The 18,091-nt window shown below is 32.5% G+C and carries 10 protein-coding genes and 2 pseudogenes; 11 read left to right on the top strand and 1 reads right to left on the bottom strand.

Annotated features, from left to right (window positions below; all coding sequences use genetic code 11):
- Window positions 1-2,217: 2,217 nt before the first annotated feature.
- Window positions 2,218-3,036, top strand: a pseudogene (locus OOK92_RS05495) (AAA family ATPase); the annotation flags it as partial.
- A 44-nt stretch (window positions 3,037-3,080) separates the two neighbouring features.
- Here the strand turns inward: OOK92_RS05495 and OOK92_RS08560 are convergent.
- Window positions 3,081-4,226 (bottom strand): annotated as a pseudogene (locus tag OOK92_RS08560) (IS3 family transposase).
- A 121-nt stretch (window positions 4,227-4,347) separates the two neighbouring features.
- On the opposite strand from OOK92_RS08560, the gene OOK92_RS05480 reads away from it, so the two are divergent.
- The 10 genes from OOK92_RS05480 (at window position 4,348) to OOK92_RS05435 (ending at window position 18,091) form a co-directional block, all read left to right on the top strand.
- On the top strand, window positions 4,348-5,604 hold the full coding sequence (locus OOK92_RS05480) for an AAA family ATPase (RefSeq protein ID WP_264735484.1): 1,257 nt from the start codon (window positions 4,348-4,350) through the stop codon (window positions 5,602-5,604).
- A 595-nt stretch (window positions 5,605-6,199) separates the two neighbouring features.
- On the top strand, window positions 6,200-6,949 hold the full coding sequence (locus OOK92_RS05475) for an NTP transferase domain-containing protein (RefSeq protein WP_264735483.1): 750 nt from the start codon (window positions 6,200-6,202) through the stop codon (window positions 6,947-6,949).
- 124 nt (window positions 6,950-7,073) lie between these two features.
- Window positions 7,074-8,027, top strand: a complete 954-nt coding sequence (locus OOK92_RS05470) for an NAD-dependent epimerase/dehydratase family protein (protein WP_264735482.1) — start codon at window positions 7,074-7,076, stop codon at window positions 8,025-8,027.
- Window positions 7,984-10,311, top strand: a complete 2,328-nt coding sequence (locus OOK92_RS05465; protein WP_264735481.1) for a glycosyltransferase — start codon at window positions 7,984-7,986, stop codon at window positions 10,309-10,311. Before OOK92_RS05470 ends, OOK92_RS05465 begins: the two co-directional genes overlap by 44 nt.
- On the top strand, window positions 10,272-11,948 hold the full coding sequence (locus tag OOK92_RS05460) for a WG repeat-containing protein (protein ID WP_264735480.1): 1,677 nt from the start codon (window positions 10,272-10,274) through the stop codon (window positions 11,946-11,948). Before OOK92_RS05465 ends, OOK92_RS05460 begins: the two co-directional genes overlap by 40 nt.
- 4 nt (window positions 11,949-11,952) lie before the next feature.
- Window positions 11,953-12,942, top strand: a complete 990-nt coding sequence (locus OOK92_RS05455; RefSeq protein ID WP_319803921.1) for a phytanoyl-CoA dioxygenase family protein — start codon at window positions 11,953-11,955, stop codon at window positions 12,940-12,942.
- Complete coding sequence (locus tag OOK92_RS05450; protein ID WP_253303154.1) at window positions 12,943-14,718, top strand: ABC transporter ATP-binding protein; 1,776 nt, start codon at window positions 12,943-12,945, stop codon at window positions 14,716-14,718.
- 1 nt (window position 14,719) lies between these two features.
- Entirely contained in the window at window positions 14,720-15,769 is a 1,050-nt protein-coding gene (locus OOK92_RS05445) for a threonine aldolase family protein (RefSeq protein WP_264736392.1), read from the top strand.
- Window positions 15,766-16,818, top strand: coding sequence for a threonine aldolase family protein (locus OOK92_RS05440; RefSeq protein ID WP_006280070.1), 1,053 nt, complete (start codon window positions 15,766-15,768; stop codon window positions 16,816-16,818). The genes OOK92_RS05445 and OOK92_RS05440 overlap by 4 nt, the downstream gene beginning before the upstream one ends.
- A 127-nt stretch (window positions 16,819-16,945) precedes the next feature.
- A complete protein-coding gene (locus OOK92_RS05435; RefSeq protein ID WP_264735478.1) occupies window positions 16,946-18,091 on the top strand; it encodes an MFS transporter in 1,146 nt (381 codons plus the stop codon).

Here is an 18,091-nt window from a genome sequence, read left to right as displayed (position 1 = left end):
AACCAGCTCTTGTTATATATATTTACCTAAATTACAAAAGCTGTTCACTTTTTTGAAAAAATATTTTACAACAAATAAAAAACGTGATAGACTAGGGTAAGGTTTTTTTATAGCAAGTAAAAGTTTAAGGTAAAAGATAATTTAGAAGTGCCTCATAATCGAGTTTTAAGCTACCTTACATAAGTAACTTAGGTCTTAGTAGTATAATTGTACCCTGGAGTCGTAGAATCTTTTTAAAACGATATTATTAGCCATCTTGTTTTTTGTAAGCATTTATCTTTCATCTTTTTTTAGGTTATCCAAAATGCAATAGCAGGTTTTTCATATTTTTGTCTCTGTGTTGTATTTTTATTTAGGGCGATCTGATTCATTAAGTCTTTTGGAAATGGAAAAGTAATATTTTCACACACTAAGTGGCTAAAAGCATAGAAATTCAGTGAGTTAAGTATAGTATGTTTTTGTTCCTAATTTTTCAATTTTACTGGAAATCACAAAACTCAGAACAGCTTCTTATTCCTTAAAACCTTACTTTGAAGAATAGGCCACACATTTATCTTCCTTTGAGTGATGCCTTTAATTATCTTACAATAACTAGGTTTATGTCTACTAATATCATGAAATGCAGCTGGTCCACCTGTATGCGTAAGTAGTTAGAGTAGGTTATAGGCGACTTTAAAAAACCGGTTAATTGCCACTTGAGTTTATTTTTTAAATGACTTTTATATTTCGGTTAAAAATTAAAATGGACGGTATATTAGCCTTTTTGAAAACCATTTTCAGTTGAGCACCGGGTTAAAACTTATTACAGTTCATGTTTTTTTGCTTAACTTGTTATTTGAAAGTTAAAAAATTAAACATTTAAGCGTGTTAATAATATTTAGGTAGGTATTATGAAAGGTACATATCCTATATGTTCTATTATTATATATTATTATTTATTATATATATAATATATAAGGTTTTACCCGAAACTGGGCTACACTCAAAAACCCTCTATAATCCTAGCTTTTAAAGCAATTAAGAAGTTTTTTTAAATTTCAAACTTAAATTACTCTTAACTCTTTAATATAGCCGGGTTTTTTCCTTTTAGGAGATTTCATTTTCCAATCTAAAATGGCTTAAACTGCCAAAAATCTATATAATCTCGAATCTAAAGCGCTTAATTCACAAATAATTATTATGAATAACTTTACTAATATAGCATTTTTGTGGATACTTCTTATAGACGGAAAATCTCTCTCCTGGGTATATTGTAAACACGTTAAGCTCTATTAAAGTTTAATAGAAAAATCGTAATGAAAAAAATTTTAGAGCAATTCATATTTCGGACTGCATTTCTAGTATATATCGTTTAGAAAAGAAGTCATTTAGTGGAGTATGAAAGCTAATAGAAAGCGGAGTTGTGCAAAATTTTTTAAAAAAGTGAACAGTTTTTATAATTTTGGTGAACATATATAGTAAGGGAACAGTGTAAGTTTAAAGTTAGATGTTTTTATAATAAGGAGTAAAAGTGTTTTGGAAAAATTTCCCTCACTTCCGGAAAGATCGATAAGGGATCCGGTATACTATAGTAAATGGTACAGAAATATAAGCATCTCTTGAGTTATGTTAATAAGTGAACTTAGTTTATGCAGTAAGCAACTGTCATAAATTTTCTACCATATAGGTATATTTACTTATTAAAGTAAGCTTCAAAATGCAAATCATTTGGCAAACCTACCAAATAACCAGATGAACTTACAAAGAGAAATACAAGAAAATCAATACCTTAAGAGAATTTCAAATGGCAAATAAAATTTCATTTGGCAAAATTGCCAATCGGCTCCAAAGCTGCGTATATGTGGAGGTTTAACCAAAATGTTAAATGGCAAATTTCCTTATATATAATATATATTACATACTATAAATATGTAATATATCAATGTGACAAAATAGAAGCATTATGATTATTTAATAGGAAGTTGACATAGTGAGGAAAATATTGTAGAATTACATTAGAGTATTTTGTCTTAAAAGAAAGAAAACTCTAAGAGCCTTCAATCTTACCTTTACTATAAACCTGAACTGACTTCCTTCACTTATTAATATATTTTCAAGCTTTGCCAAGAGAACCACCTACTACATTTTTTACTTCATGATTAAGAGAACAAGACCGCAACCAATACAGCCTTGCTCAAAAACCTTTCAAACACTTAACTTTAAAAGGAGCTTCAGCCTATGGTACAAGATTTTTTAACTGATGTCAAAGAAAAAAATACTTTAAATTATGATTTTAACGACGCTGTCTCACATTTAGAACCATTAGAACAATTTGATGTAGAAGAAATAAAAAGACAACTATTATTAAACATCAGATCATGCCTCTCTTATTTATTTCCAAGAGGAACTTTTCATGGTGATAAATTTCAGGTAGGTGATGTACAAGGTAATAAAGGCAAAAGCCTCAAAGTTGAATTAGCGTATGGCAAGGTCGGATTATGGATTGATTTTGCGACTGGGGACGGTGGTGACATTATTGATCTTTGGGCAGCTGCACATGGGAAAAACGCTAAAATAGAATTTGTTGAAGTAATTTCTTCGATAAGTGAATGGATAGGATGTAACAAGCGACCTACTAAAGAGCAAAAGAGAATAACTCAATGGGACTATCCCGATCAGGATAATCAGTTGATTGCCAGCAAATATCGTTATGATACTGCTTCAGGAAAAAGTTATCAACCATTTGATGCTAAAAAATCTACCTTTACTGCACCTGAGATCAGGCCTCTGTATAACATTCCAGGCATCACTAAATCTGATAGAGTGATATTGGTAGAAGGGGAAAAATGTGCTGAGCTACTCATAGAACAAGGGATCACTGCAACAACAGCAATGTTTGGAGCAAAAGCACCTATTGAGAAAACTGATTGGACTCCACTTAAAGGTAAACACATTATTATATGGCCAGATAACGATGATCCTGGAAAAGATTATGCTCAAGAAGCCGCAAAAAAGCTTTCTGGTTTTGGAGTTGCATCACTTTCTATTCTCAAGATTTGACCTTACCCAGAAAAAGTAGAGAGGAAGTTAAGACGTTTTTGTCATGAAAATGATGCATCAAATTGTTCAGGGATGCAATAGTTAATAGTAGAATGACGTCGTTGTTTATTATAAAAAATTTCAATGTATTCAAATATGGCAGTTCTAGCTTGTTGAGCAGAGTGTTGTGAAGGATCAATAAGTAGCTCTCTTTTGAGTGAGCTTTTCTGTAGGTGAGTTATCATAACAACAACCCTTATGACTCATGCTAGAGATAATATTTTCTCTATTTAATAAGAATTGGTAATTTTTAGAAGTATATTGTGACCCTTGATCACTATGAAACAGTAGATCTTTGGCGGGTTTGCGTTTATTAACAGCCATAAATAAAGCATCTATAATTAATTGTTTATCCATTGAACTACTCATTGACCAACCAACTACCATACGTGAATATAAGTCAATTATTGCTGCCAAATATAGCCAGCCTTCTTTGGTTTTTATATAAGTAATATCAGTTACCCATACCTTATTGGGCTGGTCCGTAGTAAAATTTTGATCCAGGATATTTGGAGCTATAATCCTACTGTCTGTTTGCTGTTTTTTAGTTTTGAATCTTCTTCTAAGCTTAGCTTGAATGCCATTTTTTTGCATTACATCTTGCACTGTTTTGATGTTATAATTTTTGCCTAAAGCTTTTAGTTCAGCATGGATTTTAGGAGCTCCGTACCTGCATTGTGATGCTTGATATATTTTTTGAATATCTGCTAGAAGCTCCTCTCTTGCTAATTCTTTATTGCTTTTCTCCTGAGCAACCCATTTATAATAACCACAAGCAGATACATTTAAAAACCTACATAACTCCTGTATTTTATAGCTGTTTCTATGATCTTTTATAAAAGAATATTTTACTCCTTTTGGCTGGCAAAATATCCCAGGGCTTTTTTTAAAATGTCTCTTTCCCTAGTTATTCTTGCTAACTCTTTCTTTAAGTCAAACCTTTCTTTGTCATAAGGAGCTAACTTTCCTTTACCTGGAAATGCATCTACTCCTGACATTTTTTCATTATATTTTCTTACCCATCTGCTTAATAAATCTCCACTCATACCTAAATCTCTTGCTATTTTTGCTGACGGTTGACCTGTTTCTCTTACTAGTTTTATTGCTTCCAATTTAAACTCTATTGTATATTCCCTTCTGTTTCCCATATTACACCTCTTTGAAAAAACGTTCTATTTTACTTCAAAAACGTCTTAACTTCCTCTCTACTTTTTCTGGGTAAGGTCAATTCCTCAAGATAAGCCAAAATCTTGGGATGCTGCAGATAGTGTGCTAGAAGGAATGAACGTTGAAGAATTTATCCTTAACAACAAAAGCCCTTATTCTTCAAGAAAGTCAAAAAGAATTGATACTACAGTTTGGACCAATATCCCTCCAGAAAGAAAGTGGGTTATTAAGGATTGGCTCCCTGTAGGAAGTGTTACAGCTCTTTATGGTGATGGTGGTGTTGGAAAATCTCTCCTTGCTCAACAATTAATGACAGCCGCTGCTTTTGGTAAACCTTGGCTTGGAATAGATCTGGAAAAAATAAAGACATATGGTGTGTTCTGTGAAGATGATGAAGAAGAACTTTGGCGTCGGCAATGCGCAATAAATGAATTTTATCAATCAGGTATGGAATCTTCTGATTTTCAGGATAATGTTGGCTTATGGTCACGAGCAGGGCACAATAATCAACTTATGGTTTTTAATAACAAAGATACTGGTCAATTAACTACGTACTTTCAAGAGTTACTTGAGGATATTGAATCGTTTCAGCCGAAGCTTGTGATATTAGATACAGCAGCAGACCTATTTGGAGGAAATGAAAACGACCGTTCTCATGTGAGACAATTTATTCAAGGTTGTTGTGGTCGAATAGCTCAAGCAATAAAAGGAGCTGTTTTATTACTTGCCCACCCTTCTGATGCGGGAATAATACGTAAAACTGGCACAGGCGGTTCAACAGCATGGAATAATACAGTAAGGTCTCGTTGGTATTTGACTAGACCAGATAAAGCTAATGCTTCTCCTGATGAGAGAATTTTATCGCGCAAAAAATCTAACTATTCGCAGTGCAATAACGGGCAAATGACACTTTACTGGAAAAATGGGGCATTTGTACATGACAATTCAGTTTTAAATTCAGAACCAATAATCAGAGATCAATATAGTAAAAAGTTGGATTTAGAACGGATGAGAAAACATGAGGTTATCTTGAGTTTAATTCGCAGTAGCGCATATCAAGGTAATATTTATACTGCTGGACAATTTGCAAAGCGTTTTGAAGGAGAAGAGGGTCTTGGCAGTGAGCGCAATATTAGAGAAAGAATAAATAATCTTGCAACTCTTGGACAGATTAAATTCTTTCGTAATGCTGCAGGATATGGGACCAATTCTAAATATGGATTTCTTTGTGTGCAGGATATGGAATTTAAAGTTTCAGTAGGAGATAAAGTAGAGCACAAGTTAATAAAGCCAACACATTACTATCTACAAGCAAATGGTGCGGTCTTGCCTATTAAAGATTTAGATATTTTGTGGTAATTTTTCAAAAAGTTTCTGAAAATAGCAATTACTTTTTTGTTTACAAACAGCCTATGTTTTCACTTATTCAAATTTTCAGAATGTTCAGAACATTTAAGAGGGGTAAGTGAGTTTTCTAAAAAACTTTCATACAAAATTTTCTTTACAATGAATAAAAATGACGACAAAATCATGCACAAGTTTATTTTATACTAATAGAATTAACAAAAGTACCTTTTATTCAAATTTTAAAGGGCATTACAGACGCTAAAGAGGTACAATCGATTTGTGTGTTTTGGGCAAACTCGCTTTAAAACTTAATTACAGGCTTTTTGGTGAATTAAGCAGTAGTTACCTTATTTCAAACAGAGTGGTCTAAGAGGTTTCATCAATAAAAACCATACTTGAAAGTAGCACACACTCAATTATAACTATGGGGCGTCTCTTTCTAAAATTTTACTTAAGAATTGCTAAGAATTACTACAGATGCTAATTTAACGAATTTTGTCTGTTCGATGGTAGTTATCTTCGTCTAGATCATTTAGAAAATCAAAGTGGACTTTACATCTTACTAATTATAAATTAACTTACTACCTAATCAATTCCTGAATTATGTATGAGTAAAATTTTGATAATATTAGCAGCAGGAAAGAGCAGTAGAATGAATTCTGAATATTCAAAAGCGTTGCACCAAGTGGGAAATCTTACTCTTTTAGAACATGTAATTTCTAATGCAAAATTGCTGAGTCTAAAAAGCTTATCAATTGTTGTTAACAACTCCCTTCTAAAAGATTTAGAAAAGTTTGATACCCTAAAAAGTATAATCGATCAATACAATATAAAACTAATAATTCAAGAAAATATTACAGGTACTGGCACTGCAGTTAAAATTGCTCTAGAAAATCTGGAGGAGTTATCTGATCAAGACATAGTTTTAATACAGTATGGAGACACTCCCTTTATATCTAGTGATACAGTTATGAAAATGACTGATTGTTTAAAGTATAATAATTTAGTTCTTCTTGGATTCAATAGTCAAGATGAACAATATGGAAGATTAGTAATTGATAATTACGGCAATGTTCAAAAAATCCTAAAAAATGGAGATAAAATGCTTCTTGCAAACTCTGGAATAATAGCTTCATATGCTAAAGATCTCTTTACCTTAGTAAAAGAAATAAAATTTAATAATTCGACCAATGAATATTGTCTTAATGATATAGTGCCCATTGCAGCAAACAATAACTTGAGTGTAGGTTATGTAGTTTCTGATGAAAGAGAAGCAATGGGAGTAAATAATAAGGAGGATTTGATTAAAGCCGAACACTATTTTCAAGAAAGAAGGCAGCCAACTTTTCTTTCATAACTACATTTTTTTATTACTAATTTAAGTTGACATTTATTTTATACTGGTTTTATAATACCTTTTGATTCTTACTTGTAAGATAATTGGTACGACAAATTTTCCTAGTTGTAGTGAGAGGGTATACATGGGGATATTAATAACAGGTGCTGCAGGTTTGATAGGGTCAACCTTGGTGAAAAAGTTAGAAAACCAGGGCCATGAAGTAATAAGCTGTGATATTAGGTTTCACAACAATCCACTCAGTTTTTTTTCAGAAGATATAGTACCACTACTTGCTCAGTGTACAGGAATCATTCATCTGGCTGCAATTTCTAGAGTTATACATGGTGAACTTTATCCTACACTGTGTCAAAAAATTAATGTTGATGGTACAATGCGGTTTTTAGGGTTATGTAAGTCACTTCCAAATAAACCATGGTTTATATATGCAAGTAGTAGGGAAGTCTATGGAGAGCAGAAGGAACTGCCAGTTACAGAATCTGCTAGTATCGATCCAATAAATAATTATGCAAAAGGTAAAGCATTTATTGAGGAACAAATAACAAGTTCAAAAGATTTTAATGTAGCAATATTACGCTTTTCAAATGTATACGGTGGTTTACTAGATCATAACAGTAGAGTAATTCCTGCACTCTGTATTAATGCATTAAGAGGTGATCCAATTAAAATAGAAGGTAAAGAATGTGTTTTTGATTTTACCTATTTGGATGATGTTATAGAGGGTATATGCTTAACTGTTAAATATTTACAAAGCGAAAAATCTTCTCTTCCTGCTATTCATCTTACTACTAATAGCCCATGTACTTTAGAAAACTTAGCAAAAACAATATTAAAAGTCACGAAAAGTGATTCTAGAATTGATTTTTATCCTCCAAGAAATTTTGATGTAACTAAGTTTCATGGTGATTTTACTAGAGCTAAAGAGCTACTTGGTTGGTCTCCAAAACATTCATTAGAAGTAGGATTAAGTAAATTTATAAAAAGTCTACAAAACAATACACAAGAATATCCTAACAATATAGATATGGTAATATATGAAAATATTAAAAGTTATTCATGGTTACCCTCCTTATTATAGTGCTGGTTCAGAGGTTTATAGCCAAACTCTTGCTCATGAACTAGCAAATAACAATGAGGTACAAGTATTTACTAGGTATGAAAATAGCTTTTTACCTGATTTTTATTACACTACAGTCCTAGATAGTAGTGACTCTCGAATCTTACTGCATTTAATTAATATACCCACAGCTAAATATCGTTACAAATTTATCAATGAAGAAGTAGATATACAATTTAAAAGAGTAATAGATAACTTTCAGCCAGATCTTATACATTTTGGTCATCTTAATCATCTATCAATTACTTTACCAGAAATTGCTTTTAAAGACAATATACCTACAATTTTTACGCTACATGACTTTTGGTTAATGTGTCCAAGAGGAAGGTTTATTCAACGCAATTCTGAAGATTTGTTACGGCTTTGTGATGGACAAAAGGATCAAAAATGTGCAACCCAATGTTACAAAGGATATTTTACAGGAGATAAAGAATTCCTGAATTTAGACATAAATTATTGGGAACAATGGGTTGCAACTAGAATGAAGCACACAAGGAAAATAATAGACTATATAGATTACTTTATTTCCCCATCGAAATTCTTGATGGATAAATTTACTCAGGATTTTTATGTTCCGATAAACAAAATTTCTTATCTTGATTATGGTTTTGATCTCAATCGTCTTAAGAATAGAAATAGAGCACAAGAAAAAGAGTTTATTTTCGGTTATATTGGTACTCATACTCCCGAAAAAGGTGTTAATCTATTATTGAAAGCTTTTTCTCACTTATCATCTAAAGCAAAACTTAGAATTTGGGGAGCAGCAAGAGAAGAAACTAAAGCTTTAAAAGCGATTGCCGATCAGTTTTCACCTGTTGTTAAAGAAAGAATAGAATGGATGGGAAGTTATGATAATAAGAATATAGTTACTGACGTATTTAATAAAGTCGATGCAATAGTCATTCCTTCAATTTGGGGTGAAAATTCACCGTTAGTAATACATGAAGCACAGCAACTTAGAATACCAGTTATAACAGCCGATTATGGTGGCATGGCAGAATATGTAAGAGATGGACTATTATTTAAGCACAGAGATGCAAGTAGTTTGTCAGAAAAAATGCAAGTCCTATCTACAAATCAGGAGTTATACAATAAACTTACCCAAAAAGGCTATCCTTATACTGAAAATGGAAATATACCTTCTATAAGTGAGCATACTGAAAAACTTAACAAGATTTACCGTAATGCTATTGAAAAGAAAGGCAAATCAGTAGCTGTTAAACCCGGTCCTTGGAGAATTACTTTTGATACTAATCCAGATTACTGCAATTTTGCTTGTATAATGTGCGAATGTTTTTCACCATACAGCAAAGTTAAAGAAGAAAAGAAAGCTAAAGGAATAAAACCTAAGATACTGTCGATAGAAACTATCAGAAAAGTAATTAAGGAAGCAGCTGGCACACCTTTAAGGGAAATCATTCCTTCTACTATGGGTGAGCCTTTAATGTATAAAAGCTTTGATGAAATAATCAATTTGTGCCATGAGTTCGGCCTTAAGCTTAACCTCACAACCAATGGTTCTTTTCCTATTAAAGGAGCTAGAAAATGGGCTGAACTATTGGTACCAATTTTATCTGATGTTAAGATTTCCTGGAATGGGGCAACTAAAGAAACTCATGAAAGAATCATGAAAGGTTCAAAATGGGAAGTAGTGACAGAAAATTTAAAAACTTTCCTTGAAGTTAGAGATAAATACTTTAGCGATACAGGTGAAAGGTGTACCGTTACTTTACAATTAACATTTTTGGAAAGTAATTTACATGAACTCTATGACATAGTTAAGATGGCCATAAAAAACGGCATAGATAGAGTTAAAGGACATCATCTTTGGGCACATTTTGAGGAAATTAAGGATCTATCTATGAGAAGAGATGAGTTAGCAATTAGTAGATGGAACACGGAGGTGAGAAGGTTATACGAACTTAGAGATAATATTCTATTGCCAAATGGTAAAAAGATAAAATTGGAAAATTTCACAATCCTTTCTCAAGAAGGTATTAAGGATTTGGCTCCAGGTGGTCAATGCCCATTTTTAGGTAAAGAAGCATGGATAAACAATGAAGGAAAGTTTAGTCCTTGCTGTGCTCCAGATGAACTCCGTAAGACATTAGGAAATTTTGGTAATGTTAATGAGGTTAAACTCGAGGAAATATGGCAGAGTAGTGAGTACCTAAGCTTACAAAAGAATTATTTAAATTACAAATTATGCAAAACATGCAACATGAGAAAACCTTTGATCAATTAATCAAAGATAATTTTAAATCTATTAAAATTTCACCGTGTGAGAGCTTTCACGAGTTGCTAGGAAATCCTTTATATGAAAATAGGTTTATAAAGGTTGGTAAATTTCATGAGCCCGGTCTTGCACCGGTTTATGATCAGACAGGTGCTTATCATATCAATGTAAGAGGAGAAGCAGTTTATCATAATAGATTTCTGAAAACTTTTGGATTCTACTTTAATAGAGCAGCCGTAGAAGATGATACAGGGTGTTACCATATTGATCCATCTGGATGTAGAGTATACAAACAGTCTTATCAATGGATTGGAAATTATCAGGAAGATGCTTGTGTAGTTAGAAGACATGATAAATGTTTTCATATTAATTTAAATGGCAACAGAATTTATCAGGAGGAATATGATTATGTTGGAGATTTTAAGGATGGTATCGCTGTAGTCTATAAGGATAGTAAAGCTACACATATTAATCATCATGGAAAGTTAGTACATAATAAATGGTATAAAAAACTTAATGTTTTTCATAAAGGGTATTCTATTGCAGAAGATCAACATGGTTGGTTTCATATAGATATTAATGGTGATCCTGTTTACCAGCAGAGATTTAAAATGGTAGAAGCATTTTATAATGGGATGGCAAAAGTTGAAACTTTTGAAGGTGTGTTAGGACAAATCGATATTACCGGAAATGTAAAGTTTAGTATTTTTGATTTAGGTAAAGAATCTCAAGTGCATAGGATTTCTGCAGAACTTTCAGCCTTTTGGAAAACTTACCTAACAAGCGTTGCTATTGAACTTGATTTGTTAAATATTTTACCTGCAACTACGCCAGTTTTATCTAAAAAGTTAAACATTATCGTACCAAATCTAGAAAGGCTGTTAAGGGCGTTGTGGGAAATAGGGTTTATTGATTACGATAAGGACAAGGACTTATGGCAACTATCATCAAAAGGTAAGTGTTTTAAGGGAATACCATTTTTGCCAAAAGCAGCAACGATGTGGGCAAGAGTTGCCGCTGAAAAGAATTGGTTAAATATTGCCGATATACTAAAACAGAAGTCAATCTCTTCATTTGAATCTTTTAAGGAAAGAGAAGCATCAGAAAATAAGAAAATAGCGTTTTACCAAGCATTGCTAGGATATTCTAGGTTTGATACTAAAGAGTTTAATTCTAGAATTAATATAGATGATGCTAAGAATATATTGCTATTTGGTGTACACTCTTTATTTCTTGCTTATTCTGATATACACAATAAAGGTTCTATAGGCCTATATAACGAACATAAAGTACCAAGACAGTTAGTAGAAAATTTAAAAGTCAAACTTATAACTCAGGAAGAACTATCAGTTACAAATTATGAATTAGGTGTCTTTTGCCGCTTTCTACAGCACTATGATGATGATAAAGTATTGTCTTATTTAAAATTGGTCAAAGGAATATCTCGTATTTTATTGATAGAAACTATTTTAGATTACCGCTCTCCAACTGGAGGCTCTGTAGATATTAATGTAATGGTTGAAACAGGAGGTAAACTAAGAACATTAAGCGATTGGGAAAAAATATTAAAACAAGTAAAAGGATTCAAAATTTTTGCTGTTGTGCCTTTAACAGATTACTTATCAGTCATTGATGTCAGGTATTAATCATATGGAAATACTACAAAAAAATGGTTTTTTTATTATCAAAAATCTGGTTCCTTTAAAGCTAATAACTCAGTCTTTAAGTGATATAACAAATAAGATATCAGAGCTATCCCAAGAACTAAGTGTTTCAACTTCTGACTACTTAAACTGTACCGGCAGATGGGGCACGTCATCTCAAGTAACTAGAATTATCTCTCAAGCATTAGATGAAATTATTAAAAATTACCTTGAAAAGTCACTTCAGTGTCAGATACTGCAGAAAAAATCAAATGTTATATGTAAAACTGCTGATTTAATAGATGCAGTTCCCTTCCACCAAGACATCTCCTATAGTTTCAATGATCCTTACCACTTTTCTGTTTGGTTAGCTTTGAATAATGTAAGTGAAACTTCAGGTGCACTGCAAATTATAGAAAACAGTCATAAATGGGAAATACAGCCTTTAGTTGATTTTTGGTACCCATATTTTTTTGATCAGTACTCAAACAATCGGGAAAATTACAAAATTAAGTCACTACCTATTTCAGCAGGAGATGGGATAGTTTTTGATTCACGGTTATGGCATGGTAGTGATAAGAATACAGATGCTAAAGATAGATTTGCTTATGTAACAAGGTGGATTGTAAAAGATCAAGATCTTCCCTATGTGCCAAAACCTCAGCCTTCAGTTTTTGGTATACTCAATTGTGGTGAGTTAACAGAATCTGTACTGAGAGAATGCTTGTCATTGTTTGGCTACCAGGAAAGTGTAAAAGCAAAAAACATGGAAGAACTTATCAAGAGCTGGTTAGCCTTTATTACAGACACAACTACAAATATTTCTGAGATCGACACTACTGAGGCTAAGCGAGATTTATATAAGCTACTTATTCTGAATCGAGCATCAGCACTACATGATGCTGGAGACATCTCAGGAAAAATATACAAAAATTTATGGTTTTCACTACTTGTATTTCTCAATAAAAAAGTCAACGTAGTGGAGCTAGCATTATAAATGAACAGAAGTAGAGTTGATAGCTTCAAATGTGTATTGATGTTCATCTTGAATATAGTATCTAAATTCAAACTTAATGTACTTATAATGTCTTTAGTTGCCCTGGTGGTAGCTGTTGATTTGTCTTTTAGAAAGTATTTAGTAAAAAATATTCTAGATACAGCTGTAAAATATCAGGAAGGTAATGTAATTGAGAATCTTTTATTACCTGTAAGCGCTTATCTTGGTATGGCATTACTTATCACTACTGCTTTTAGATTCTATGGCTATTTTGTTGACATTCGAATGTTTACCTTAATGCGTCAAAAGATAGCTGATATATCTTTTTGTAGACTACTCCAACAAGACCATTCCTATTATCAGAACAATTTATCTGGAAGCTTAGTACATAAGGTCAGTAGCTTAATGGATAGTGTGATAGAGTTAATAAGATTGCTTATAGATTGTTTTTTCGGTTACAGCATAGCATTAGTCTTAGCTATTTATACCTTATCATTAGTAAACATAAAATTTGCAATCGCTACATTCACTTGGGTAAGCATTTTTATTTTAGTATCGATTTTCAGCTTTCGTGTACTTACTGAACTAGCTGATAATTACTCTAAACAAAATTCACAAGTAATAGCTAGTATAGCAGATAGTATTTTAAATGTTATATCAGTAAGGCTATTTTCTCAGCAAGCACATGAGAGACACAAATTTTTTCAAATATGCAAGAAAAGAACTATTGCAGAGAGAAAATTACAATGGGCATACTTTTGTCTTTGGTTTATATATGGCTATTCATTTGATATACTCCAAGCAGTAAACTTGTACTTTTTAATTTATGACTATCAATTGAACAAGATCGCAATAGGAGATATAGCTCTTGTACTTGGAATTAATATATCGATTATAGAGTTTCTTAACCATCTAACTAGGAATCTTACGCAATTTTCTACTCATTTCGGCAAAGTTTCAGATGCATTGCCAATCTTAACTACCGTACCAGAAATTCAAGATAAGAAAAATGCTAAAGAATTAAATTTATTAAGTGGAAAAATAACGTTTAATAATGTTTCTTTTTCTTATGAAGGTCAGGAGTCATTATTTCAAGATTTCTCAGTTACCATTAATCCTTGCGAAAAAGTAGGTCTAGTTGGTTGTTCTGGAGGTGGTAAATCTACTTTTATAAACTTAATCCTAAGGCTATTTGATGTTAAAAAAGGTAATATACAGATTGATAATCAAATAGTATCAGAAGTTACACAGAGTTCTTTGAGGCAACAAATATCTGTAATACCTCAAGACCCATTGTTATTTCATGATACTATTTTAGCAAACATCATATATGGTAGACTTCAATCTACTATCGAAGAAATAATGAGAGCTGCAAAGCTGGCTGGTATTCACGATTTCATTATGACTCTACCAGATCAATATGGAACTACAGTCGGAGAAAAAGGCATCAAGCTATCTGGAGGAGAAAGACAAAGAATAATAATAGCCAGGGCATTTTTAAAAAACGCTCCAATATTATTTCTCGATGAACCAACTAGTCAGTTAGATTCTATAACAGAAAAAACAATTCAAATGAGTTTATTCAAATTGATGAAAAATAAAACTACGATTACTATAGCACACCGTATTTCTACACTTTTACACATGGACCGAATTCTAGTATTTAACAAAGGAAAAATTGTCCAAGATGGTAAACACGCTGAATTAGTTTCTAAGCAAGGTCTTTACAAGGAACTTTGGAATGCTCAAATTGGTTGTTTGAATGGCAAAAAATAAGATGGAAAAAATTATTGATCTGAGAAGTGACACTACAACTCTGCAGAGCTCCAACGTTATACATGCAATAAGTAATGCAACTGTTGGAGATTTTGCTTATGGTGAAGACAAAAGCTGTAATGACTTATCAGAATATTGCAAACAATTATTCAAAGTAGAAGAAGCATTATTTGCAACCAGCGGTATGCTTGCAAATAGATTAGCCATTGCCAGTCAAACAAGTCCTGGTGATGAACTAATAACTCATTATAATTATCACGTTAATTTTTTCGATAGCGCAGGCAATGCAAAAGTAAATAATATCGTATTTAATTGTATTAGAAATAATAGCGGAATCTTAGATGTTGATGAAGTAGAATATGCTATTAATTCTAAGCCGAGGTATAAAATTTTTGCTCAGGTGAGTCTTGTTTCTATAGAAAATAGTATAAATGGGTTTAATGGTAAAATTTATCCTTTTGAAAAACAAGTCGAGTTATATCACTTTTTAAAAGCTCACAATGTAAATCTTCATTTAGACGGTGCAAGAATATTTAATGCTCATGTCGAAACAAATATTGCTTTAGCAGATTATGCTAAATATGTGGATACAATGAGCTTTTCTTTTACCAAAGGACTTGGAGCTCCTTTTGGTTCAATGCTTATGGGTAAAAGAGAGATAATTGAAAGGGCTAAAAAGCTACAGGTTTGGCTAGGTAGTGGTTATCATCAGATAGGGTATTGTGCTAATGCAGCAAAGTATGTACTACAGAACAATATCTCTAGGCTTAAAGAAGACAATAAACTCGCCAAACTGTTTGCAGACAAGATTAAGGAAATTCCACACATAAAACTGGTACTACCTTATCCAGAAACTAATATAGTAAGCTTTAGTATAAAAGCACTAAATGTAACTAATGAGGTTTTCTTGAGTAAGTGCCAAGCTTATGGTTTATTGCTTTTTCCTTGGCTCGAGTCTCATATAAGAGCAGTTACCCATCTTGGCACAAAGGAAACAGACATCATGAAAGCTGCTGAAATTATAAAGGAGGTTGTGTTAAATTTAATATGAGAGTAAAAATAGATTTCTTTAGCGATTCAAACACTGACCCTTCAGCTAAAATGAGGGAAGCGATGGCTAAAGCAAAAGTTGGAAACGAAGCTGCATGTGAAGATCCAACTGTGAACGAATTAGTGGCAACCGCATGTAAAATATTAGGTAAACCTGCAGGAATCTTTTTGATTTCAGGAACGATGTCCAATGTAATTGCTTATAAAGTACACATTCAAAGACCTGGTGATTACTTGCTGCTTGATGAAACTTCACATCCGCTCATAGTACAATCTGGCTTGATCGCAGCCCAGGCACATGCCACTCCTTTGCCCATCAAAGGTACGAGAGGAATATTTACTGGAGAACAAATTGTTGAGTTTATTACTCGTCCTAGTTTAAGAAATATTCCGAGAGTTGGGCTTGTTTCTATCGAACAAACGACAAATTTTGGTGGTGGAGCTGTGTGGCCTTTAGAATATATTCAAGAGATCTCAAGTCTCTGCAAAGAGAATGACGTATTCACTCATTTAGATGGAGCAAGACTGTTCAACGCTTGTGCTCATACTAAAATATCTCCAAAGGAGTATGCAAGTTATTTTGATTCGGTATTCATTGATTTTAGTAAAGGATTAGGTGCTCCAATGGGCGCAATATTGCTTGGAAGTGAAGATTTTATTGAAAAAGCTTGGTACTATAAGTTTCAAATTGGCGGAGGTATGCACCAAGCTGGCATTATTTCAGCTGCATGTTTATATGCTCTACGTAATAATGTAAATTCTTTAGAAGAAGATCATAAAAAAATGCAGCACCTTATAGAAGGCCTAGACTCCATAGATCAAGTTATAATTGATATCGACCTGTATAAAACTAATATAGCGTATTTTTCATTACGTACTAATTGTATATCTACTCAAGAATTAATAAACGTACTAATGACAAATTATGGAATTAGAATGGCTAACATCAAAGGTAAAATCAGAGCTATAACACATAGAGATATAAGCTATGAAGATATTAATACTACTGTATCTGCTATAAGAAAGATACTAAGTAATTTTCTGCACTAATTGTTTGCAAACTTCTTGTCAAACAATATTATACCAATATAGTATTATGCTAGCATCTGCATAGAGCTATTTGGGAATAGGTGTGAACTTTGTCTCCTTTCAATATTTACTATTCTTCTGTGGATATATGCTGCTTTATTTATCAAGACAAAGTATACCAATTGCTCTACCACTGTTAATAGATACTGACCATGTAAAATTAAGCTATTTTTTTGCCTGCTTTTCTTTTTTTTATGGAGTATCAAAATTTGTTAATGGAATAATCATGGACTCCAAAAATAATCCATTATTTATGTTTGGGCTATGCAATATTGCAACTGGATTATTAACCATTGGTATAACTTTATCATATAATAATCTAACTTTATTACTGTTAACATTAATATTATTAGCTTGGACACAAGGGTTAGGTTGGCCAGCTATTACCAAGTTTATGGTTACAAACTCCAGCATCTCTTCAATTGCATCATCATGGGGAGTTATGAGCGCATCTCAGCAACTTGGTTCTTGTATTACTTTAATTGTATTACCAAGTATAATTAAAATATATGATGCAAAAAGTGCATTTTTGTACTCTGGTTTCTTATGCTTACTTTTTGGAATTTATATAATATTAAAGGCATATTACAAAGAAAGTGCCAACTTTACTACCTATTATAAGGTGCAGAAATCTCAAATAGGTATCAAGGTAACAAGTTCCATATGGTTTCTATGTTGTGCTACTTTTTGTGCTTATATTATAAAAATGGGAATCTTCTTTTGGTTTCCTCTAATTTTAAAGAATAAATTACAAATTTCTCTTGTACAATCCTCACTAATAACAGGCGTATATGATTTAGGTGGAATCCTTGGAACTTTAATAACAGGAAGAATTAGTGATATGTACTTCTTTCAAAATAGAAGCTTGCTGGCATCACTTTATATGTTGGGTATAGCACTCACTTTTATTGCAATGAACTTTGGTCAAAACATAATTCTTATGAACCTTTGTGCAATCTTATCAGGATTCTTTATATTTGGAGTGCAAGTACTGACAGGTGTTATAGCTGTAGAAATTGCTCCACAAAATAATGTATGTGCAATTGTAAGCTTAACAGGATTATTTGGGTATATTGCAAGTTCAATATTTTCATGCGTGCTCTTAGGAGTACTTGTTAAGCACTGTGGTAACAGTATTATGTTTTCATTTTTTTCTATTTGCTCTGTTGTTGCACTCGTTTGCTTTTCCATACTATCAAGCAAAGATCTAAAAAAACTAAGTAAAGCGGTGTAA

The sequence above is a fragment of the Wolbachia endosymbiont (group A) of Rhinocyllus conicus genome, assembly GCF_947250775.1.
GTDB lineage: Bacteria > Pseudomonadota > Alphaproteobacteria > Rickettsiales > Anaplasmataceae > Wolbachia.
Note: the sequence above shows the minus strand (reverse complement) of the source record. Positions and strands in the feature narration are given on the sequence as shown.